This is a genomic window from Lentzea sp. HUAS12 (assembly GCF_024125735.1).
Classification (GTDB): Bacteria; Actinomycetota; Actinomycetes; order Mycobacteriales; family Pseudonocardiaceae; genus Lentzea; species Lentzea albida.
Genome location: NZ_CP099738.1, coordinates 8,826,456 through 8,847,511, shown reverse-complemented (window position 1 = coordinate 8,847,511; position 21,056 = coordinate 8,826,456). Strand labels below are relative to the sequence as shown.

General features: G+C 70.0%; 17 protein-coding genes. 3 read left to right on the top strand and 14 right to left on the bottom strand.

Annotated elements, in window-relative coordinates:
• Positions 1–4 precede the first annotated feature (4 nt).
• The 5 genes from ND450_RS41595 to dctA all read right to left on the bottom strand — a co-directional run bounded on the left by ND450_RS41595 (position 5) and on the right by dctA (position 9,332).
• Positions 5–478: a carbonic anhydrase gene (locus tag ND450_RS41595; protein ID WP_253323491.1), complete on the bottom strand. Its 474-nt coding sequence runs from the start codon at positions 476–478 to the stop codon at positions 5–7.
• Between the two features lie 159 nt (positions 479–637).
• Positions 638–955 carry a hypothetical protein gene (locus ND450_RS41590; RefSeq protein ID WP_253323490.1) on the bottom strand — a complete coding sequence of 106 codons (318 nt, stop codon included), beginning with the start codon at positions 953–955 and terminating at the stop codon, positions 638–640.
• Positions 956–1,401: 446 nt separating this feature from the next.
• Positions 1,402–2,907 (bottom strand): glutamate synthase subunit beta, encoded by a 1,506-nt coding sequence (locus tag ND450_RS41585; protein WP_253323489.1) that lies wholly within the window; start codon positions 2,905–2,907, stop codon positions 1,402–1,404.
• Entirely contained in the window at positions 2,900–7,423 is a 4,524-nt protein-coding gene (gltB, locus tag ND450_RS41580) for a glutamate synthase large subunit (RefSeq protein WP_089917164.1), read from the bottom strand. The genes ND450_RS41585 and gltB overlap by 8 nt, the downstream gene beginning before the upstream one ends.
• Before the next feature lie 550 nt (positions 7,424–7,973).
• A complete protein-coding gene (gene dctA, locus ND450_RS41575; protein WP_253323488.1) occupies positions 7,974–9,332 on the bottom strand; it encodes a C4-dicarboxylate transporter DctA in 1,359 nt (452 codons plus the stop codon).
• A gap of 110 nt (positions 9,333–9,442) precedes the next feature.
• Between dctA and ND450_RS41570 the strand changes: the two genes are divergently transcribed.
• Positions 9,443–10,342, top strand: a complete 900-nt coding sequence (locus ND450_RS41570) for a TAXI family TRAP transporter solute-binding subunit (protein ID WP_253323487.1) — start codon at positions 9,443–9,445, stop codon at positions 10,340–10,342.
• Here ND450_RS41570 and ND450_RS41565 read toward each other — a convergent pair.
• The 3 genes from ND450_RS41565 to lgt are packed head-to-tail and all read right to left on the bottom strand — an operon-like array spanning position 10,311 to position 13,393.
• Positions 10,311–11,684: a HAMP domain-containing sensor histidine kinase gene (locus ND450_RS41565; protein WP_253323486.1), complete on the bottom strand. Its 1,374-nt coding sequence runs from the start codon at positions 11,682–11,684 to the stop codon at positions 10,311–10,313. The genes ND450_RS41570 and ND450_RS41565 overlap by 32 nt on opposite strands.
• Positions 11,685–11,733: 49 nt before the next feature.
• On the bottom strand, positions 11,734–12,396 hold the full coding sequence (locus tag ND450_RS41560; protein WP_253323485.1) for a response regulator transcription factor: 663 nt from the start codon (positions 12,394–12,396) through the stop codon (positions 11,734–11,736).
• Between the two features lie 4 nt (positions 12,397–12,400).
• Entirely contained in the window at positions 12,401–13,393 is a 993-nt protein-coding gene (gene lgt / locus ND450_RS41555; RefSeq protein WP_253328136.1) for a prolipoprotein diacylglyceryl transferase, read from the bottom strand.
• A gap of 131 nt (positions 13,394–13,524) precedes the next feature.
• Between lgt and ND450_RS41550 the strand changes: the two genes are divergently transcribed.
• Positions 13,525–14,673, top strand: coding sequence for an FAD-dependent monooxygenase (locus ND450_RS41550; RefSeq protein WP_253323484.1), 1,149 nt, complete (start codon positions 13,525–13,527; stop codon positions 14,671–14,673).
• Here the strand turns inward: ND450_RS41550 and ND450_RS41545 are convergent.
• The 6 genes from ND450_RS41545 to ND450_RS41520 all read right to left on the bottom strand — a co-directional run bounded on the left by ND450_RS41545 (position 14,670) and on the right by ND450_RS41520 (position 20,405).
• Entirely contained in the window at positions 14,670–15,230 is a 561-nt protein-coding gene (locus ND450_RS41545; RefSeq protein ID WP_253323483.1) for a Uma2 family endonuclease, read from the bottom strand. The two genes, ND450_RS41550 and ND450_RS41545, sit on opposite strands and share 4 nt — an antisense overlap.
• A 253-nt stretch (positions 15,231–15,483) precedes the next feature.
• The gene (gene trpA, locus ND450_RS41540) at positions 15,484–16,278 is read right to left on the bottom strand and encodes a tryptophan synthase subunit alpha (RefSeq protein ID WP_253323482.1); all 795 of its coding nucleotides are present in this window, start codon (positions 16,276–16,278) and stop codon (positions 15,484–15,486) included.
• Positions 16,278–17,498 carry a tryptophan synthase subunit beta gene (trpB, locus tag ND450_RS41535; protein ID WP_089917177.1) on the bottom strand — a complete coding sequence of 407 codons (1,221 nt, stop codon included), beginning with the start codon at positions 17,496–17,498 and terminating at the stop codon, positions 16,278–16,280. The genes trpA and trpB overlap by 1 nt, the downstream gene beginning before the upstream one ends.
• Positions 17,499–17,533: 35 nt before the next feature.
• A complete protein-coding gene (gene trpC / locus ND450_RS41530; RefSeq protein WP_089917179.1) occupies positions 17,534–18,343 on the bottom strand; it encodes an indole-3-glycerol phosphate synthase TrpC in 810 nt (269 codons plus the stop codon).
• A gap of 132 nt (positions 18,344–18,475) precedes the next feature.
• A complete protein-coding gene (locus tag ND450_RS41525; RefSeq protein ID WP_253323481.1) occupies positions 18,476–18,877 on the bottom strand; it encodes a Trp biosynthesis-associated membrane protein in 402 nt (133 codons plus the stop codon).
• The gene (locus ND450_RS41520; RefSeq protein WP_253323480.1) at positions 18,867–20,405 is read right to left on the bottom strand and encodes an anthranilate synthase component I; all 1,539 of its coding nucleotides are present in this window, start codon (positions 20,403–20,405) and stop codon (positions 18,867–18,869) included. Before ND450_RS41520 ends, ND450_RS41525 begins: the two co-directional genes overlap by 11 nt.
• A gap of 47 nt (positions 20,406–20,452) precedes the next feature.
• Here ND450_RS41520 and ND450_RS41515 point away from each other — a divergent pair, with 47 nt between their 5' ends.
• The gene (locus ND450_RS41515) at positions 20,453–21,055 is read left to right on the top strand and encodes a TetR family transcriptional regulator (RefSeq protein ID WP_371927568.1); all 603 of its coding nucleotides are present in this window, start codon (positions 20,453–20,455) and stop codon (positions 21,053–21,055) included.
• The last annotated feature ends 1 nt before the right edge of the window (position 21,056 follow it).

The window sequence follows — 21,056 nt, the reverse complement described above, 5'->3', positions numbered from 1 at the left end:
ACCCCTACAGAGGAAGGAAGGCGTGCTCGGCGCACGCGGAGACCTCACCGGTCTCGATGTCGTAGAACCAGCCGTGGACGCGCAGCGACCCCTCGGCGACCTTCTCGGCCACGAACGGGTACGCGAGCAGGACCTCCAGCTGGGCGCGAACGTGTTCCTGCCCCTCCGGGCGCATCGCCGGGCCGGACGCCTGGCGCGGCTGCCCGGGACGCAGCCACCCGCGCATCGCGGGCAGGTGGTCGATGCCGCCCGCGTTCAACGCGCCGACCGCGCCGCAGTGCGAATGGCCGCAGACGACGATCTCGCTGACGCCGAGTTGCAGCACGGCGAACTCGATCGTCGCCATCTCACTGGTCGGCGCGGTCAGCGAGTAGGGAGGGATGACGTTGCCCGCGGTGCGCAGTTCGAACAACGCGCCGGGTTCGGCACCGGTGATGGCGGCGGTCACGATGCGCGAATCCGCGCACGTGATGAACATCGTGCTGGGTTGCTGACCCGCGGCGAGCTGACGGCCGAGTGCGCTGGAACGCGAAGCGGCGTGTGCGCGGGCATGCTGAACAAAGCGATGGAAGTCCATGGGAATCCCTCACTGCGTAGGAAAAGGTGTTCGGTTTCGATCCGGGGAGAGAGGGACCGATCAGTTGCGGAACACCTGCAACGCGGGAGGTGTGCGCCAAACGACTATCGGTTCGGCGTTGGACACGAGGACGAGTGCAGGAGGAACGGCGCGCGGCAGGAGCACGGTCACGAAGGACGGAGCGGCCACCCTGGACGCGCGGTCGACAGAGGCGACCAGCAGGCGCAGACGCGTCGTCTCGCGCTCCTCGCGGGGCGCCTCCTCCTTGGGAGCCGAGGTCTTCGACTTCGGCGGCGGCGCACCGATCGACGCCGTCGACACGGCCGGGGCGAGCACGGCGCACAGGGCGACGACGACAGCAAGAAGAACGCTGCGCATGCTCACACCCCCAACCGAGTCAGATCTACAGCTATCAGTTTCGCCCGAAATGGACAACTTTCGCGATATTCGAACTCAGGTTTGCCCTGACGAAGAGCGAACTTCACCCGAAAGGTCTTCCGGTCTCACGGAAACGTACTTATGCGGAGAGTGAGCGCCCGAGGGGTGTCGTTGCACCAAAAGCGTTAATCAGATCGGCGATCCATTGGCCACCAATACGATCGGTGATCACGCACCAATCAAGACGACCGCAGAGAGGAGCCGCGCGGCTCAGAATGTGGCGATCGTGACACAGAGCCGCACCGGCGCGTTGGCGGATGCGAGCTTTACCGGAAATTCACTCCGACGACAGGATTGAAAGCGGTAAACCCTGTAAAGGCGAACGCCCCGCGCGACGTCGTTGTCGCGCGGGGCGTCATGCTGCTCTCCGCTGTCGGACGCCGTTGTCAGACCACAGCGAGCGGAAGCTGGTTCGGGATGACCGGCGAAGGCAGGTTCGAGGAACCCGTGAGGAACCGGTCCACGGCGTTCGCCACGGACCGCCCCTCGGCGATCGCCCACACCACCAGGGACGCGCCGCGGTGGGCGTCCCCGCAGACGAACACGCCGGGCGCGGTCGTCTGCCAGTCGGAGCCGCACGAGATCGTGCCGCGCGTCGTCAGCGAGATCCCGAGGTCGTCCAGGAGCCGCATGTGCTCGACGCCCTCGAAGCCGATCGCCAGCAGCACCATGTCCGCGGGCAGGACCTCGATCTCGTCGGACAGCGGCACCACGGAACGGCGGCCGGACGAGTCCTTCTCGACGCGCACCTGCTGCAGCTCGATGAACCGCACGTGGCCGTCCTCGTCGCCCACGAAGCGCTTGACCGCCACGGTGAAGCGGCGCTCGCCGGCCTCCTCGTGCGCGGGGTACGTGCGCAGGATGTGCGGCCACACGGGCCACGGCGAGCGGTCGTCGTCGCGCACCGAGGGCGGCATCGGGTACTGGTCGAGCTGCGTCACGGACAGCGCGCCCTGGCGGGTCGCGGTGCCGTAGCAGTCGGCGCCCGTGTCGCCACCGCCGATGACGATGACGTGCTTGCCCTCGGCCGAGATCGCCGACGGGCCGTCGCCCTCGACGGCGCGGTTCGCGGGGACCAGGTGGTCCATCGCGAGGTGCACGCCCTTGAGCTCACGTCCCGGCGTCGTCTTGTCGTCACGGCCGCGCAGGGCGCCCACGGCGAGCACGACCGAGTCGAACTCGGCCCGCAGCTGCTCGACGGTGACGTCGACGCCGACCTCGCAGCCGGTGACGAACTTCGTGCCCTCCTTGCGCAGCTGCGACAGCCTGCGGTCGAGGACCTTCTTCTCCATCTTGAACTCGGGGATGCCGTAGCGCAGCAGTCCGCCGAGGCGGTCGTCGCGTTCGTACACCACGACCTCGTGGCCCGCGCGGGTCAGCTGCTGCGCGGCGGCGAGCCCGGCGGGACCGGACCCGACGACCGCGACGCGCTTGCCGGAGGACACCGCGGCCTGGGACGGCTGCACGTAGCCGTTCTCCCACGACACGTCCGCGATGGTCTCCTCGACCCGCTTGATCGCGACGGCACCACCGGCGTCGTGCGAGATCGACAGCACGCAGGCGGCCTCGCACGGCGCCGGGCACAGCCGGCCCGTGAACTCCGGGAAGTTGTTCGTGGCGTGCAGGCGGTCCGAGGCCAGCTCCCAGTCGCCGCGGCGCACCAGGTCGTTCCACTCGGGGATGAGGTTCCCGAGCGGGCAGCCCGCGGTTCCGCTGTGGCAGAAGGGGATGCCGCAGTCCATGCACCGCGTCGCCTGCGTGCGCACGGCGGCGTTGCGCTCCTCCGGTGCCTCGTGGAGGTAGACCTCGTTCCAGTCCTGCAACCTCTCCGGCTTCGGACGCTTCGGCGCGTCGGAGCGGGAGTACTTCATGAATCCCTGTGGATCAGCCACGAGACGCCTCCATGACAGCCGCGTCAACGTCCCGGCCCTCGGCGCGGGCGAGGCGCATGGCCTCGAGAACGCGCTGGTAGTCACCGGGCATGACCTTCGTGAACGCACCGGCCCGACGGGTCCAGTCACCGAGCAGCGACGCGGCGACGGCGGAACCCGTGGCCTCGTGGTGCTTGGTGACGGCGTCCTTGAGCCAACGCAGGTCCTCGGCGCTGAGGCGCTGCAGTTGCACCATCTCCTGGTTCACCGACAACGGGTCCAGGTCGAGCACGTACGCGATGCCGCCGGACATGCCGGCCGCGACGTTGCGCCCGGTCGGCCCGAGCACCACGGCCCGGCCACCGGTCATGTATTCGAACGCGTGGTCGCCCACGCCCTCGGCCACCAGCAGCGCGCCGGAGTTGCGCACGCAGAAGCGTTCGCCGACCCGGCCGCGCAGGAAGACCTCACCGGAGGTGGCGCCGTAGCCGATCACGTTGCCCGCGATCACCTGCTGCTCGGCGGCGAACGGCGCGTCGTCGTGCGGCCGGACGATGATCCGCCCGCCGGACAGGCCCTTGCCGACGTAGTCGTTCGCGTCGCCGACCATCTCGAGCGTGATGCCGCGCGGCAGGAACGCGCCGAGCGACTGGCCGGCCGACCCGGTGAGCTTCACCCGGATCGTGTCGTCCTCGAGGCCCTCGCCGCCGTAGCGGCGCGTGACCTCGGCGCCGAGCAGCGTGCCGACGGTGCGGTTGACGTTGCGGACGGGCAGCTCCAGCGTGACCTGGTGCGCGTCCTCCAGCGCCGCCTCGGCGAGCTGGATCAGCGTGCGGTCCAGGGCCTTGTCGAGGCCGTGGTCCTGCTCGCGGACGCGGCGCTTCGCCGTCGGGTACGGGGTCTCGGGCACCTCGAAGACGGGAGCCAGGTTCAGGCCCTCGGTCTTCCAGTGCTCGATCGCCTCGTCCTTGTCGAGCAGCTCCGCGTGACCGACGGCCTCGTCGATCGTGCGGAAGCCGAGCTCGGCCAGGATCTCGCGGGCCTCCTGCGCGATGAACTCGAAGAAGTTCACGACGTGGTCGGCCTGACCGGTGTAGCGGGCGCGCAGGTCGGGGTTCTGCGTGGCGACGCCGACCGGGCACGTGTCCAGGTGGCAGACGCGCATCATCACGCAGCCCGCGACGATCAGCGGTGCCGTGGCGAAGCCGAACTCCTCGGCGCCGAGCAGCGCGGCGACCACGACGTCGCGGCCGGTGCGCATCGCGCCGTCGACCTGGACGGTGATGCGGTCGCGCAACCCGTTGAGCAGCAACGTCTGCTGGGTCTCGGCGAGGCCGATCTCCCACGGCGTTCCCGCGTGCTTCAACGAGTTCATCGGCGAGGCGCCGGTGCCGCCGTCGTAGCCCGAGATCAGCACGACGTCCGCGTGCGCCTTCGCCACACCGGCGGCGACGGTGCCGACGCCGATGGACGAGACGAGCTTCACGTGAACCCGCGCCTGCTCGTTCGCGTTCTTCAGGTCGTGGATGAGTTGCGCCAGGTCCTCGATCGAGTAGATGTCGTGGTGCGGCGGCGGCGAGATCAGACCGACGCCCGGCGTGGAGTGCCGGGTGCGCGCGACCCACGGGTAGACCTTGAAGCCGGGCAGCTGACCGCCCTCGCCGGGCTTCGCGCCCTGCGCCATCTTGATCTGGATGTCCGTGGAGTTCACGAGGTACTCGCTCGTGACGCCGAACCGTCCACTCGCGACCTGCTTGACCGCCGAGCGACGCTCCGGGTCGTACAGGCGCTCGCGGTCCTCGCCGCCCTCACCGGAGTTCGAGCGGCCGCCGAGGCGGTTCATCGCAATGGCGAGCGTCTCGTGCGCCTCGGCCGAGATCGAGCCGTACGACATGGCGCCCGTGTTGAAGCGCTTGACGATCGAGCTGACGGGCTCGACCTCGTCGATCGGGATGGGCGTGCGGCCCTCGTTGCGGAACTTGAACAGGCCGCGCAGCGTGCCGCCCTGCCGGGAGATGCGCTCGACCTCCGCCGTGTACTGGCGGAAGACCTCCTCCTTGCGCGTCTTCGTGGCGTGCTGCAGCAGGAACACCGTCTCGGGCGTGAACAGGTGCAGCTCGCCCTCGCGGCGGTAGGAGTACTCGCCGCCGACCTCGAGCTTGCGGTGCGCGCGCTCGGTCGGGTTGTCCGGGAACGCGCGGCGGTGGCGCAGCGCCACCTCCTCGGCGAGCACGTCGAGGCCGGCGCCGCCGAGCTTCGACTGCGTGCCGGTGAAGTACTCGTCGAGCAGGTCGTTCGACAGGCCGACGGCCTCGAAGATCTGCGCGGCGGTGTAGGCGCCGACCGTCGAGATGCCCATCTTCGACATGATCTTCAGGACGCCCTTGACGAGCGCCTTGACGTAGTTGCGGATCGCCTTGTGCGCCGGGACGCCGGTGATGGCGCCCTGGCTGATCAGGTCCTCGATCGTCTCGAACGCGAGGTACGGGTTCACCGCGGCGGCGCCGTAGCTCAGCAGGGCGGCGACGTGGTGGACCTCGCGGCAGTCACCGGACTCGACGACGAGCGCGACGCGCAGACGTTCCTTGGTGCGCACCAGGTGGTGGTGCACCGCGGACACGAGCAGCAGCGACGGGATCGGCGCCATGCGGTGGTCCGAGTCGCGGTCGCTGAGCACCAGCGTCCGAGCGCCGTTCGCGATGGCCTCCGACGCCTCGCGACGCACGCGCTCGATCGCGGCGGTCAGCGCCTCGCCGCCACCGTCCACTTCGTACAGTCCGGACAGGACGGTGCAGGCGAAGCCAGGCAGGTCGCCGTCGTCGTTGATGTGGATGAGCTTCGCGAGCTCGTCGTTGTCGATGACCGGGTAGTCGAGCGTGACGTGGCGGCACGACACCGGGCCGGGGTCGAGCAGGTTCTGCTCGGGACCCATCACGCGCTTGACGGACGTGACGATCTCTTCGCGGATCGCGTCCAGCGGCGGGTTCGTGACCTGCGCGAAGTTCTGCACGAAGTAGTCGTAGAGCAGCCGCGAGCGCTGGCTGAGCGCCGCGACCGGGGTGTCCGTGCCCATCGACGCCAGCGGCTCCATGCCCATGATCGACATGGGCGTGAGCAGGATCCGCAGCTCCTCCTCGGTGTAGCCGAAGGTGAGCTGGCGGCGCACGACGGACTCGTGGCTCTGCACGACGTGCTCGCGGTCGGACAGGTCGGCGAGGTCGAGCAGGCCGGCGTGCAGCCACTCGTCGTAGGGCTGCTCCGACGCGAGGTTCGACTTGAACTCCTCGTCGTCGATGATGCGGCCCTGGGCGGTGTCCACGAGGAACATGCGGCCGGGCTGCAGGCGGCCCTTCGCGACGACCTGGTCGGACGGCACGTCGAGCACACCGGTCTCGGACGCCAGGACCACGCGGCCGTCGGCGGTCTGCCACCAGCGGGCGGGACGCAGGCCGTTGCGGTCGAGGACCGCGCCGACGAGCTCACCGTCGGTGAACGTGACACAGGCAGGGCCGTCCCACGGCTCCATCAGCGACGCGTGGAACTGGTAGAACGCGCGGCGCTTCGGGTCCATCGTGGCGTGGTTCTCCCACGCCTCCGGGATCATCATCAGCACGGCGTGCGGCAGGCTGCGGCCGCCGAGGTGCAGCAGCTCCAGCACCTCGTCGAACGACGCGGAGTCCGAGCCGTCCGGGTTGCAGATCGGGAACAGCCGGGCGAGGTCGCCCGGGATGAGTTCGCTGTCCAGCAACGCCTCGCGGGCGCGCATGCGGTTGCGGTTGCCGCGGACGGTGTTGATCTCACCGTTGTGGGCGACGAACCGGAACGGGTGCGCGAGCGGCCACGACGGGAAGGTGTTCGTGGAGAAACGGCTGTGCACCAACGCGATCGCCGTGTAGAGGCGTTCGTCGCGCAGGTCGGGGAAGAACGCCGGCAGCTGCTCGGTCGTCAGCATTCCCTTGTAGACGATCGTGCGCGCCGACAGCGACGGGAAGTAGACGCTGCCCTCGTGCTCGACCCGCTTGCGCAGGCAGAACGCCAGGCGGTCCAGGGCGATGCCGGACTCGTCGCGCGTGCCCTTGACGAAGAGCTGCGCGAAGTGCGGCGCCACCGACATGGCCGTGGGGCCGACGTCGGCGTGCTCCGGGTCGACCGGGACGTCGCGCCAGCCGAGGACGACGAGGCTCTCCTGCTCGGCGATGCGCTCGATCTCCTGCATCGCGGCGACGCGTTCTTCGGCCTCGAACGGCAGGAAGGCGATTCCGGCCGCGTACTGCCCGCGCTCGGGCAGGTCGAACTCGACGACAGCCCGCAGGAACTCGTCCGGGAGCTGCAGAAGGATGCCAGCACCGTCACCCGACGTGGGCTCGGCGCCCGCGGCGCCCCGGTGCTCCAGGTTCGCCAGCGCCGTCAGGGCATCGACGACGATGCCGTGGGAACGCCTGCCCTGGATGTCGGCCACCATGGCGACACCACAGGCGTCGCGCTCATCAGCCGGGTCGTAGAGACCCTGGGGGCCGGGGATGGCGGAGAAGATCACTGCGCAGACCTCCTTCGTCGTCCTCGCGAAAGAACAAAGTCCTCGTGCTCAGACCTCGAACCAACAGGTGGGAGCACGGGACGACGATGGCCCGCGTGTTGACGCGACTTTAACAGCCGCGAAACCCAGGGACACCCGCCAATGGGTGATCTAGGTCATGGATGTGTAACGATTCCCCGCTGCGGAGCGACATTGCGGCCAACGTCGGCGTTCGTTACGTCCGGGTTAGCGTAACCGAACGTTCAACTACGGCCAGTCGGATGAGAGCTGCGCTACATTCGCGGTTTGCCACTGGATGAGCCGGGTACTCGATCGTTTTGGCTGATCAGCCGCTCGCCGTCCCAGTTAGCGGACGCTCACCCCACGATAACCCGGTCACCCGGCACCGTCCATTCGAACGGACCGCGCGTCGTTGGCCCCAAACGAAACCGAGGCCCCGTTCACCCCGCGCCGCATGCGGGGAGAGCGGGACCTCGGCATTCATGGAGGTCGTGGAGTTGTGAGGTCGCGTGGCCGGAGCCGGGAAGAGTCGCCTCCGGCCACGGACGCCTCAGTGAGCCGCGACCGGCTCCTTCTTGTCGTCGTCCGCGCCGGTCTGCTTCGAGAGCAGGTCGTCGACGTCGACGCTGTCCGGGTCGTTCAGCACGCGGGTCAGCTGGTCCTTGTCGAGGGCCTTCTGCCAGGCGGCGACCACGAGCGACCCGACACCGTTGCCGATCACGTTGGTGATGGCGCGGGCCTCGGACATGAAGCGGTCGATGCCGACGATGAGCGCGATGCCGACCGCGGGGATGGCCGAGTGGGCCTCGAAGGCCTGCAGCGAGGCGGCCAGGGTGACGAGGCCGGCACCGGTGACGCCCGCCGCGCCCTTCGACGCGATCAGCATGAACAGCAGCAGGCCGATCTGGACGCCGATCGACACGTCGTGACCCGTGGCCTGGGCGATGAAGATCGCGCCCATGGTCAGGTAGATGCAGGTGCCGTCGAGGTTGAACGAGTAGCCGGTCGGGATGGTGAGGCCGACGACCGACTTCTGCGCGCCCGCCGCCTCCAGCTTGACCATCATGCGCGGCAGCACCGACTCGGACGACGAGGTGCCGAGCACGATCAGGATCTCGTCCTTGATGTAGCGCAGGAACTTGAACAGGCTGAAGCCCGCGAACTTCGCCACGAGGCCGAGCACCACGATGACGAACAGGATGCAGGTGGCGTAGAAGGAGCCCATCAGCCAGAGCAGCTTGCCGAGGACGCTGCCGCCGAACTTGCCGACCGTGTAGGCGATGCCGCCGAAGGCACCGATCGGGGCGACGTACATGACGATCTTGATGATGCCGAACATGACCTTGGAGAGCGTCTCCATCGCGGAGACGACCTTGGCGCCGCGCTCCCCCATGCCCGCCACCGCGACGGCGACGAGGATCGCGACCACGAGCACCTGGATCAGCTGGCCGTCGGTGAACGCGCTGACGAACGACTTCGGCACCAGGCTCAGGATGAAGCCGGTGACACCGGTCTCCGCGGTCGAGGCGGACTTCAGCGTCGCGTCGGCCTGGCTCGCGTTGAGCGTGATCTCGCCGCCGTGGTGACCCGGCTGCACGATGTTCACGACGATGAGGCCGATGGCGAGCGCCACCGTGGTCATCGCGGTGAAGTAGAGGATCGTCTTGAGCGCGAGCCCGCCCGCCTTGGCGAGGTTTCCGAGACCAGCGATGCCGACGATGATCGTCGCGAAGATGGTCGGCGCGATGACGACCTTCACGAGGTTCACGAACAGGTCCGCGAGCCACTTCATCTCGGACGCCTGTTTGGGGAACAGGAACCCGACGGCAGCGCCCAGAACGATGGAGACGAGCACCCAGAAGTAGAGGTGCTTGTAGATCGGTTTGCGCCCTGTGGTCGTGGTGGCCACTGTTCCTCCTTGAACTACGTGTTGGACAGAGAGTGAGCCGCGCCACCAGGCCCGACAAGCGGGCGTCGGGAAACTTCAGACAGCCCTGACGTAACAGCTAGGCTTCATCGGTGTCGCTCAGCCGTCGCACGCTTCTGCTAGGGGCCGGTCTGGCTCTTGCCGGGTGCACCCCGCGCAAGGTCGAGGCCCCCGCCGAGCTGGTGCTCGCGACCGGGCCCGAGGGCGCCGTGTTCCGCGAGGTCGGAGGCGCCCTGGCGGCCGCGCTGGCCGAGCAGTTGCCCGGCACGAAGGTCACCGCGATCCCGACGGCCGCGTCGGTCGAGAACCTGCAGTTGTTGCGATCAGGTGAAGCCCAGCTCGCGCTGTCCTCTTTGGACCCGATCGACGACCCGCAGAGCGTGCGCGCGGTCGGCAGGCTCTACGACAGCTTCATGCAGATCGCGGTGCCGGTGGCGTCCCCGATCACGACGTTCAGCGACCTCGCGGGCAAGCGGATCTCGTTGGGCCCCTTCGGATCCGGCACGGAGTTCACCGCCAAGCGGATGCTCGAGTTCTTCGGGCTGTCCGCAATGGACGAACGCATGGCGCACTCCGAGGCCTCCCGCCGGGTCGCGAACGGGTCGCTCGACGCGTTGCTGGCGCTCACCGGCATCCCGACGCCCGCGATCACCGACCTGCAGGGGAACGTCCGGCTCGTCGACATCCCGCAGGAGGCGATCAAGCTCGCCGACGCGTTCAAGGGCCCGTACATCCCCGCGACCATCCCGAGCACGATCTACGAGGACGTGGCGGCCAACCAGACGTTCGCGGTGCCGAACCTGCTGCTCGCGCGCGAGTCGCTGAGCGCGGACGTCGTCGAGGTCGTGACGCGCACGGTGTTCACCGAGACCGCGCGGATCGTGGAGGGGCACCCGGAGGCGTCGCGCATCAACGTCCGCACCGGCATCGCGACCGGTCTCGTGCCGCTGCACGACGGCGCTAAGCGCTGGTTCCGTTCCGTGAAGCGCTGAGGGCGACCTTCACGTCCAGGCCGGGACCCGCGTCGTGCAGGGTGAGCGTGCCGCCGGCCGACTCGATCAGTTCGGCGCAGATCGCGAGTCCCATGCCGGTGCCCGCGACGTTCTGGTGCTTGGTCGCGCGCCAGAACCGTTGCAGCGCGAGCTCCCGCTCCTCGGCGCTCAGGCCGTCGCCGTTGTCGACGACGTGCAGTTCACCGTGCCTGCCGGTGATCACGACCTCGGAGGCGTTGGAGAGCCGGATGGCGTTGCTGACGAGCTCGTCGAGCACGCTGCCGAGGCCGCCCGGCGGTTCCTGCATGGTCAGGCCGGCCGGGATGTCGATCTTCAAGTCGACGCCGGACTTGCTCGCGAGCGCCTGCCAGGCCGGGCGGTGCGTCGTGAGCAGCTGGTCGATCTCGACCGGTTCGGTCTGCCGCGCGCTGTCGAGCCGGGTCGCGGCCAGCAGCGTGTCGAGCACGCGTCCCATCTCCTCGGCCTCCTCGACCGCGATCTGGTGCGCCTCCCGCGCGTGCTCCCCCTCGACGTGGGGTTCGAGGTTGTCCACGGCGAGCCGCAGACTCGCCAGCGGGTTCCTCAGCTGGTGCGACGCGTCGGCCACGAACGCCTTCTGCCTGTTCAGGGCCTTGCCGACCACGTCGACCATGGTGTTGAAGCTGCGGGCGAGCCGCCTGAGCTCCTGCGGCCCGCCGACCTCGTCCGCGCGCACCTCGAGGTTGCCCTGGGCGACGGCCGCGGTGGCCTCGTCGAGCCTGCCGATCGGCCGGAGCACCCACCGCGACATGGGCCAGGCGGCGGCGACCACGGCGAACATCGGCGCGAGACCGGCCAGCGCCAGCAGCCCCCACTGCCGCAGCACCTCGGACCGCAGGCCGTTCGTCTGCGAGATCGTAATGACGGCGGCCACCACCTCGCTGTCGCGTCCGACCGGCTCCACGACGACCATGGGCCCGGTGCGCCACGGCCAGCCCGAGTACCCGGGCTCCGGCCGCACGCCGCCGTTCAGCGCCGTGTCGAGGGCCGTCGTGACCTCGGGGTCCTTCGTGGGGTCGAACTCGAGCCGGGAGGCGAGCAGGATCCGCCGGTCCGCGCTGACGAGGGCCACCGGGATGTCGTAGAGGTGGTCGTAGCCCTGGATCTCCTGGCTCAGCGCCTCCAGCCGGCCCGACTGCAACGCGCTCTCGCCGAGCGAGGCGAACCTGCTGGCGTCACCGAGCCGGTCGAGGTACGTGGTCTGGGTCTCGCGCTGCACGACCGCGGACGCCAAAGGGATGCCGAGCGCCGCGACCAGGGCGACGAGCAGCGGAACGGTGATGACGAGCAGTCGGCGGAGCATCGGTTCAGATTGTTCCGCACGCCGGCCGCGGATGTCTTTCGGAGCCTCGTCACGTGGCGAGGCGGTACCCGACCCCGCGGACGGTCTCGATCTTGACCCGGTCGCCGAGCTTGCCCCGCAGCGCCGCGATGTGGGTGTCGAGCGTCCGCGACGGCGCCTCCCAGTGCGCCTGCCACACCTGGTCGACGATGAAGTCGCGGCTCACCACTTCGCCCTTGCGGGTCGCGAGCAGGGCGAGCAGGTCGAACTCCTTGCGGGTCAGCGACAGCGGCTCGCCCGCGAGCGTGACCACGCGGGTCGACGTGAGGATGTGCAGCGGCCCGACCTCGACCGGGGCCTCGCTCTCCGGTTCGGCCCGGTGGGCGCGGGTGCGGCGCAGCACGGCCTCGATCCGGGCGAGCAGCTCGGACGTGCCGAACGGCTTCACGACGTAGTCGTCGGCACCCGCGCGCAGGCCCAGCACGCGTTCGCGTTCCTCGCCGCGGGCCGTCACCGTGATGACGGCGGTGCCCGGACGGTGCCGCAGCTCGCGCAGCACGTCCAGGCCGTCACCGTCGGGCAGGCCGAGGTCCAGCAACACCACGTCGGCGGGCGCGGCACGCAGCGCGTCGGCGGCCGTGGCCACCCGATGCACCTCGTACCCCGCGTGCCGCAGCGCGGTCAGCAGGCCCCTGGCCACCCGGTCGTCATCCTCGACGACGAGCACGCGCACAGGTTCACTCCGGTTTGACGGACTCCGGGGAGTCCTTCTTGTCCTTCTCGGTGACGTCGGTGCCGTCCCCGGCGACGCTCTCGTCGTCGGTTCCGGCGGCTTCGGCGGGCTCGGCGGGTTCGGTGGTCTCCCCGGTACCCCGCAGCGCGGCGACGTCCTCCCGCTCACCGCGCGACTTGGCGAGGATGAAGTACGCGACCGCCCCGAAGAACACGACGGCCGACACGAACACGTTCACGCGCGTGCCGAAGATCAGCGTGGCCTCGTCGGTCCGCATCAGCTCGATCCAGAACCGGCCGGCCGTGTAGCCCGCGACGTACAGCGCGAAGACCCGGCCGTGGCCCAGGCGGAACTTCCGGTCGGCCCACACGATCAGGAACGCGACGCCGAGGTTCCACAGCAGCTCGTAGAGGAACGTCGGGTGGACGACCTGGATCGGCGTGTGGTCGATGGCGACACCGGCCAGCGCGTCCTCGCGGCCCTCCTGCGTCACGCGGCGGTAGATCTCGAGGCCCCACGGCAACGTCGTGTCGCCGCCGTAGAGCTCCTGGTTGAAGTAGTTGCCGAGCCTGCCGATGGCCTGCGCCGCCACGATGCCGGGCGCCAGCGCGTCCGCCATGGCGGGCAGCGGGATGCCCTTGCGCCGGCAGCCGATCCACGCGCCGACGGCACCGAGCGCGATCGCGCCCCAGATGCCGAGGCCGCCGTTCCAGATCTCGAGCGCCGCGAGCGGGTTCTTGCCCGGCCCGAAGTACTTCTGGTTGTCGGTGATGACGTGGTACAGCCGCCCACCGACGAGACCGAACGGCACGGCCCACACGGCGATGTCGGTGACCTCGCCCTTGATGCCGCCGCGTTCGACCCAGCGGCGCTCACCCCACCAGATGGCGACGATGATGCCGGCGATGATGCACAGCGCGTAGGCCCTGATGGGGAGCGGACCGAGGTACCAAACACCGCGGTCGGGGCTCGGGATCGTGGCCAGAAGGGCGTCCAACACGGCGCCCACCGTACCGGTCGCCCTGTGAGCGTCTCGTGGGGACGCTCGATCGTTATCCGATCCTGGGCTCGGCGGTCCCCGGCCGAGATACTCGGACGCGGTCTCGGCGGACTCGCGAAAGGGCGGACATGACGGTCCTGGTGGCTGGCGGCGGCATCGGCGGACTGGCGGCGGCGGTAGGGCTCGCCCTAGCCGGGCAGCACGTCACGGTGCTCGAGGCGGCGGCGGCGTTCGAGGAGATCGGCGCCGGCATCCAGATCGGGCCCAACGGGTTCCGCATGCTCGATTCCCTGGGTGTCGGTCCCGCCGTGCGGGCTCGCGCCGTGCACGTGGACGAGGGGCGCCTGCGGTGCGGGGTCTCCGGGCGGCTGGTCGCCGCGCTGCCGTTCGACTCGGACTTCCAGGCGCGGTTCGGCACCTATGCGGTGGTGCACCGCAACGACGTGCTCGCGCCGTTGCTCGCCGCCTGCCTCGCCGACGAGCGCGTCGACCTCCGGGTGGACAGCGCCGTGGCGTCCTACGAGCAGGACGACTCCGGGATCACGGCGGTGCTGCGGTCGGGCGACGTCGTGCGCGGCTCGGCCCTGGTGGGCGCGGACGGGCTGCGCTCGGCGGTGCGGCGGCAGCTCGTCGGCGACGGGGAGCCACCCGTGTCCGGGCACACGACGTTCCGCGCGGTCATCCCGGCCGAGAACGTGCCGCAGTCGTTGAAGGAGAACGTGGTCACGCTCTGGGCCGGGCCGCGCTACCACGTCGTCTGGTACGTGATCGCGGGCGGGCGGTACGTGAACCTCGTGGCCACGGTGGACAACGGCGCTACGGAACCCATGACCGGCAAACCCGTCGAGCACGCCGAGGTGCTGCGGCACTTCACCCCGCTCTGCGACGACGCGACCCAGGTCATGGCGCTCGCCGCCGAGTGGCGCGCGTGGGTGCTGTGCGACCGCCCGCCGATCACGACCTGGCAGGACTCCCGCGTCGTGCTGCTCGGCGACGCCGCCCACCCCGTCCTGCAGTACGCCGCCCAAGGCGCCTGCCAGGCGTTGGAGGACGCCGTGTGCCTCTCCGCCGTTTTCGACTCCCGCGACGTGGCCGGCTCTCTTGCGCGGTACGTGACGCTCCGCTCGGAACGGACCGCGCGCGTCCACCACGTCTCCCGGCTGATGGGCAGGGAGATCTACCACCCGGCCGGGGAGGCGGCTGCGGCCCGTGACGCGATGTTCGCCTCGTGGACCGTCGCCGACCTGCACGAACGGCTGGAGTGGCTCTACGGCTAGAACGTGATGGTCACCGGGAACGGCCGCTCGGTCTCCAGCACGCCGCCCTTGCTGACAGCGATCTCGACGTACTCGCCGTCCTGGAGTTCCAGCAGCGTCGCCTCGACGACACGCGGTTCCGGATCGACCATCAGGTAGTACTCGATGCCGGCCTGGGCGTAGAGGTCGCGCTTCAGCCCCTGGTCGTTCAGCCGGGTGCTGGGCGAGAAGACCTCACCGACCAGCACCACGTCCGAGACCGGGAACAGCACTCCCGCCTCTCTCGGCCTCACGATGGTGAAATCCGGGATCACCAGGCGCCCGCTGGACAACAGGACGTTGAGCTCGATCGTCGCTTCGAAGGCGACCGGGCAGGCACCCACCAGACACCTGAACGCACGCGCCACCAGCTGCTGGTGCCGGTACGACCCCAGCGGGCTCACGAGGAGCATCCCGTCGACGAGTTCGATGCGCTGGCTGTTGTCCTCGGGGAGCGACAGGACGTCGTCGAGCGACCACGGACCCGCGTGCCTCGGCAGCAGGTACTGGGCTGGTGCCGTCTCTGCTGGAGCTGCCACTGGGCCTCACCTCCGATAACCGCCCGGCGAGTACCAGTGTGGCACGCCGGGCGGATGGCTGGCTTGTGCATGACGCCACGATCGCAGGTCAGAGCGACGTCGAAGTGGGGTTTCCGGCCCACCGGCACCAGGTTCACTCGATCAGGTGTTCGAATTCATGTCATCCTCTTGGAGGGACATCAAGGACTTGCCGGCACAACGCAAAACCGCCCGGCCAGAAGGCCGAGCGGCATCACGACGAGCGGGAGGAGGTTCAGACGGTCGCGGCCACGCCCGACCGCACGCCCTGGGCGAGGTCCGCGGCCAGCGCACGCACCGCCGCATCCCCCTCGGCCACGGCCGACACGAACGCGGAACCCACGATCACACCGTCCGCGAACCCGGCGATCTCGGCGGCCTGGGCACCCGAGCGCACGCCCAGCCCGACGCCGACGGGCAGCGCGGTGTGCTCGCGGACCCGTGCGACGAGTTCGGGAGCGGCGGACGACACGACGTCACGGGCGCCCGTGACGCCCATGACCGCGGTGGCGTAGAGGAAGCCGGAGGAGGCGCGCGCGGTCATCGCGATGCGCTCCTCGGTCGACGACGGCGCCACCAGGAACGTCCGGTCGAGCCCGTGCGCGGCGGACGCGGCCATCCAGTCCTCGGCCTCGTCCGGGACGAGGTCGGGCGTGATGATGCCGAGCCCACCGGCGGCGGCGAGGTCGCGCGCGAACGCGTCGACGCCGTAGCGCAGCACCGGGTTCCAGTACGTCATGACGACCGCACGCCCACCGGCGTCGGCCACGGACGCCACCACGTCGAACAGGTCCCGCACGCGGAAGCCCGCGGACCGCGCCTGCTCGGCGGCGGCCTGGATCGTCGGGCCGTCCATCACCGGGTCGGAGAACGGCAGGCCGACCTCGACCAGGTCGCACCCGGCCTCGACCATCGAACGGAGGTACTCCTTGGACCCGTCCACCGTCGGGAAGCCCGCGGGCAGGTAGCCGATCAGCGCGGCGCGCGACTCCGCCTTCGCGGCGGCGAACACGTCGGACAACGTCGACATCAGGCCTGTCCCCCGTCAGCGAGGCCGAAGTACTTCACGGCCGTGTCCATGTCCTTGTCACCGCGGCCGGAGAGGTTCACGACCAGCAGGCCGTCCGGGCCGAGCGACGGGCCGAGCTTCAGCGCGCCCGCGAGCGCGTGCGAGGACTCGATCGCCGGGATGATGCCCTCGGTGCGCGAGAGCAGGGCGAACGCCTCCATGGCCTCCGCGTCGGTGACCGGGAAGTACTCGGCGCGGCCGATGTCCTTGAGGTGCGAGTGCTCGGGGCCCACGCCGGGGTAGTCGAGACCGGCGGAGATCGAGTGCGCCTCGGTGATCTGGCCGTCCTCGTCCTGCATGACGTACGACATCGCGCCGTGCAGCGAGCCGGGCGTGCCGGCCGTCAGCGTCGCGCCGTGGCTGCCGCTGTCGAGGCCGGAACCGCCGGGCTCGACGCCGACCAGGCGAACGTCGGCGTCGTCGATGAAGCCGTGGAAGATGCCGATCGCGTTCGAGCCGCCGCCGACGCAGGCGACGACGGCGTCGGGCAGCCGTCCAGCCTTCTCGAGGATCTGCTCGCGCGCCTCGATGCCGATCACGCGGTGGAAGTCGCGGACGAGCAGCGGGAACGGGTGCGGGCCCGCGGCGGTGCCGAGCAGGTAGTGCGTCTCGTCGACGTTGGTGACCCAGTCGCGCAGCGCCTCGTTGATCGCGTCCTTCAGGGTGCGCGACCCGGACTTCACCGGGATGACCTCGGCGCCCAGCAGGCGCATGCGGGCGACGTTGAGCGCTTGGCGCTCGGTGTCGACCTCGCCCATGTAGACGACGCAGTCGAGGCCGAGCAGCGCGCACGCCGTCGCCGTCGCCACGCCGTGCTGGCCCGCGCCGGTCTCCGCGATCACGCGCTTCTTGCCCATGCGCTTGGTCAGCAGCGCCTGACCCAGCACGTTGTTGATCTTGTGCGAGCCCGTGTGGTTGAGGTCCTCGCGCTTGAGCCACACGCGGGTGCCGGCGTGCTCGGCGAACTTCGGCGCCTCGGTCAGCAGCGACGGGCGGCCCGCGAAGTCGCGGAGCAGGCGCTTGAACTCGTTCACGAACTCGGGGTCGAGCCGCGCCTTGTCGTACTCGGCGGCCAGCTCGTCCACCGCGGCGATCAGGGCCTCCGGGACGAACCGGCCGCCCCACGGGCCGAAGTGGCCGCGTGCGTCGGGATCATGCGGTGTGGGCGTGAACTGGCCCATCGGGTGGCTCCTCTAGCGCTTGGATCAACCGTGCCCTACCGGCTGGGCCGGGGGCACGCGGGGTGTGAGCCCGCGGTCACGAGCTTGTTCACGGCGGCCTTGGGGTCTCCGCTGGTCACCAGGCTTTCGCCGACGAGCACCGCGTCGGCACCCGCACCGGCGTACGACATCAGGTCGCCGGGCCCGGTCACACCCGACTCGGCGATCTTGATCGTCTCGAAGGGTAGCCCCGGCGCGATCCGGCCGAACACGTCCTTGTCGACCTCCAGCGTGTGGAGGTTGCGCGCGTTCACCCCGATGACCGACGAGCCCGCCTCCAGGGCGCGGTCCGCCTCCTCGGCGGTGTGCACCTCGACGAGCGCCGTCATGCCGAGCGACTCGACCCGGTCGAGCAGCGACACGAGCGCGTTCTGCTCCAGCGCGGCCACGATCAGCAGCACCAGGTCGGCGCCGTGCATGCGCGCCTCGTGCACCTGGTAGGGCGACACGATGAAGTCCTTGCGCAGCAGCGGGATCTTCACCGCCCGGCGCACCGCGTCGAAGTCGGCGAGCGACCCGCCGAAGCGGCGCTGCTCGGTCAGCACGCTGATCACCGACGCGCCACCGGCCTCGTACGAGGCGGCGAGCTCGGCCGGTTCCGGGATCTCCGCCAGCGCGCCCTTGGAGGGGCTGCGGCGCTTGACCTCGGCGATCACACCCACGTTCGGCCCGCGCAACACCGACAGCGCGTCGAGCGGCGGGGCGCTCCTGGCCGCGCGCTCCTTGACGACGTCGAAGGACAACTGAGCCTCACGAGCGGCGAGATCCTCACGCACACCTTCGAGGATCGACTCGAGAACCGTCACAGTCTTGAACCCCTTCCCGCTACAGGGATGCTAACCCCGGCGGAGTAACGCACCGGCCACCGGGGTTCACCTGTCCACGCAGCTAACCGAGGCCGCGCACGTGCCACATGCGCGAATGCGGATGAATGATCTTCACTCGTTCGAGGAACGTCCGGGCCCGTTCCTGTCGTCAGTGGGATCGTCTCCGCGCTCGAGCGCGCGCCACATGTCCGCCTCGGGGTCCTGCGCGCGGGCCTTCTGCCCGCCCATCCCGATCTTCGGCATGCGCGCCCCCAGCACCGCCTGGAGCGCGCCGGAGGCCACGACGAGCACGCCTCCGGCGATCGCGAGCCAGTGGCCGGAGAACGCCGCCACGACGCCGACGACGACCAGCAACGCGCCGAGGACCCTGCGCGCCACGCCGCTCAGCGCGACGACCGCCGCGACGGCCGCGAGGCACAGCAGCGCGACCGGCACCGACCCCGCGCCCCAGAAGGCACCCGCCGCGCCCACGAGCAGGAGCGCGGCGATCCACAGTGGACGGCTAGCCTTCAACTGCCGGCGCCATCGTCTGGGCGGTGGCGATCGCGGCCAGCACCGCGCCCGCCTTGTTCAGGCACTCGTTGTCCTCGGCCAAGGGGTCCGAGTCGGCCACGATGCCGCCACCGGCCTGCACGTACGCCACCCCGTCGCGCACGAGGGCCGTGCGGATGGCGATGGCGGTGTCCGCGTCCCCGGCGAAGTCGAAGTAGCCGACGACGCCGCCGTAGAGGCCGCGGCGTGTGGGCTCCAGTTCCTCGATGAGCTCCATCGCGCGCGGCTTCGGCGCACCGGACAGCGTGCCCGCCGGGAAGCAGGCCGCAACAGCGTCGTAGGCCGTCTTGCCCTCGGCCAGCTCACCGGTCACGGTCGACACGATGTGCATGACGTGGCTGTACCGCTCGACCTTGAAGAAGTCGACGACGTGCACCGACCCCGGCTTGCAGACGCGGCCCAGGTCGTTGCGGCCGAGGTCGACGAGCATCAGGTGCTCGGCGCGTTCCTTGTGGTCCGCGAGGAGGTCCTTCTCGAGCAGCGCGTCCTCTTCGGGGTCCTCGCTGCGCCAGCGGGTGCCCGCGATCGGGTGAGTGGTCGCCTTGCCGTCGCGCACGGTGACCAGCGACTCGGGGCTGGACCCGACGATGTCGAACCCGTCGAGGCGCAGCAGGTACATGTACGGGCTGGGGTTCGTGGCCCGCAGCACGCGGTAGACGTCCAGCGCGTCGGCGTCCGTGTCGATCTCGAACCGCTGCGACACCACGACCTGGAACGCCTCGCCCGCCCGGATGGCCTCCTTGGCCTTCTCCACGGCCGCGAAGTGCTCGGCCTGCGAGCGCTTGCGCCGGAAGTCCGGCTTGGGCCGCGAGAACACCGCGGCGGTCGGCGGCGCGGGGGTGTGCAGCGCCGTCGTCATCTCGTCGAGGCGGCGCACCGCGTCGTCGTACGCGGCGTCGACCCGTTCGGCCGAGTCGTCCCAGTTGATGGCGTTCGCGATGAGCGTGACGGTGCCCTCGTGGTGGTCGAGCGCGGCGAGGTCGGTCGCCAGCAGCATGACCATCTCGGGCAGCTTCAGGTCGTCCTCGGCGATGACGGGCAGCCGCTCCAGCCGCCGCACCGCGTCGTAGCCGATGTAGCCGACCATGCCGCCGGTCAGCGGGGGCATGCCGGGCAACGGGTCCGTGCGCAGCACCTCGATGGTCTCGCGCAGCGCCTTCATCGGGTCGCCGCCGTCGGGCAGCCCGACGGGCCGTGTGCCCGTCCAGAACGCCTCACCACCGGTCGCCGTGAGCGCCGCCGACGACCGCACGCCGATGAACGACCACCGCGACCACGAGCGCCCGTTCTCGGCCGACTCGAACAGGAACGTGCCGGGCTGGTCGGCCCCGAGCTTGCGGTACAGGCCGACCGGGGTCTCCGCGTCCGCGAGCAGCTTGCGGACGACCGGGATGACCCGGCGGTTGACCGCGAGTTCGCGGAACTCCTCACGCGTGGGACTCACGGCCCCCAGACCAGCGGCGGCCACAGCCCCGATGACGCTCACCATGCCGTTGATTGTTGCATAAATTCAACATCTGTTGAACTATGGCCCACGTGGAGCAAGTCAACCAGAAACGTCGAGGCCGCCGCGCCGCGGGCGAGGACACCAAGGCCGCGCTCGTCGCAGCGGCCCGCGAGGTGTTCGTCGAAAAGGGCTACGACGGTGCCACGGTACGCGCGATCGCCGCCAAGGCGGGCGTCGACGCCGCCATGGTCAACCACTGGTTCGGCGGCAAGGAGGGCCTGTTCGCCCAGTCCGTGCTGCAGCTCCCGTTCGACCCGGCCGAGATCCTCAAGCGCCTGCTCGACGGCCCCGTCGAGCAGGCGGGCGAGCGCATCATCCGCACCTTCGTGGCGGTGTGGGACGCGACGGGCGGTGGCACGTTCGCCGCCCTGATCCGCAGCGTCACCAGCCAGCCCGAGGTGGCGGGCGCGCTGAAGTCGTTCCTCATCAACTCGATCTTCAAGAACGTGCTCGCGGAGATCGGCGCCGAGCAACGCGAACTGCGCGCCACGCTGTGCGCGACGCAGATGGTCGGGCTCGGCATCGTCCGGTACGTCGTCGGGTTCGAGCCGCTGGCGTCGACCGACGTGGAGACCCTGGTCAAGACCATCGCGCCGAACATGCAGCGCTACCTCACCGGCGACCTGGGCTGAG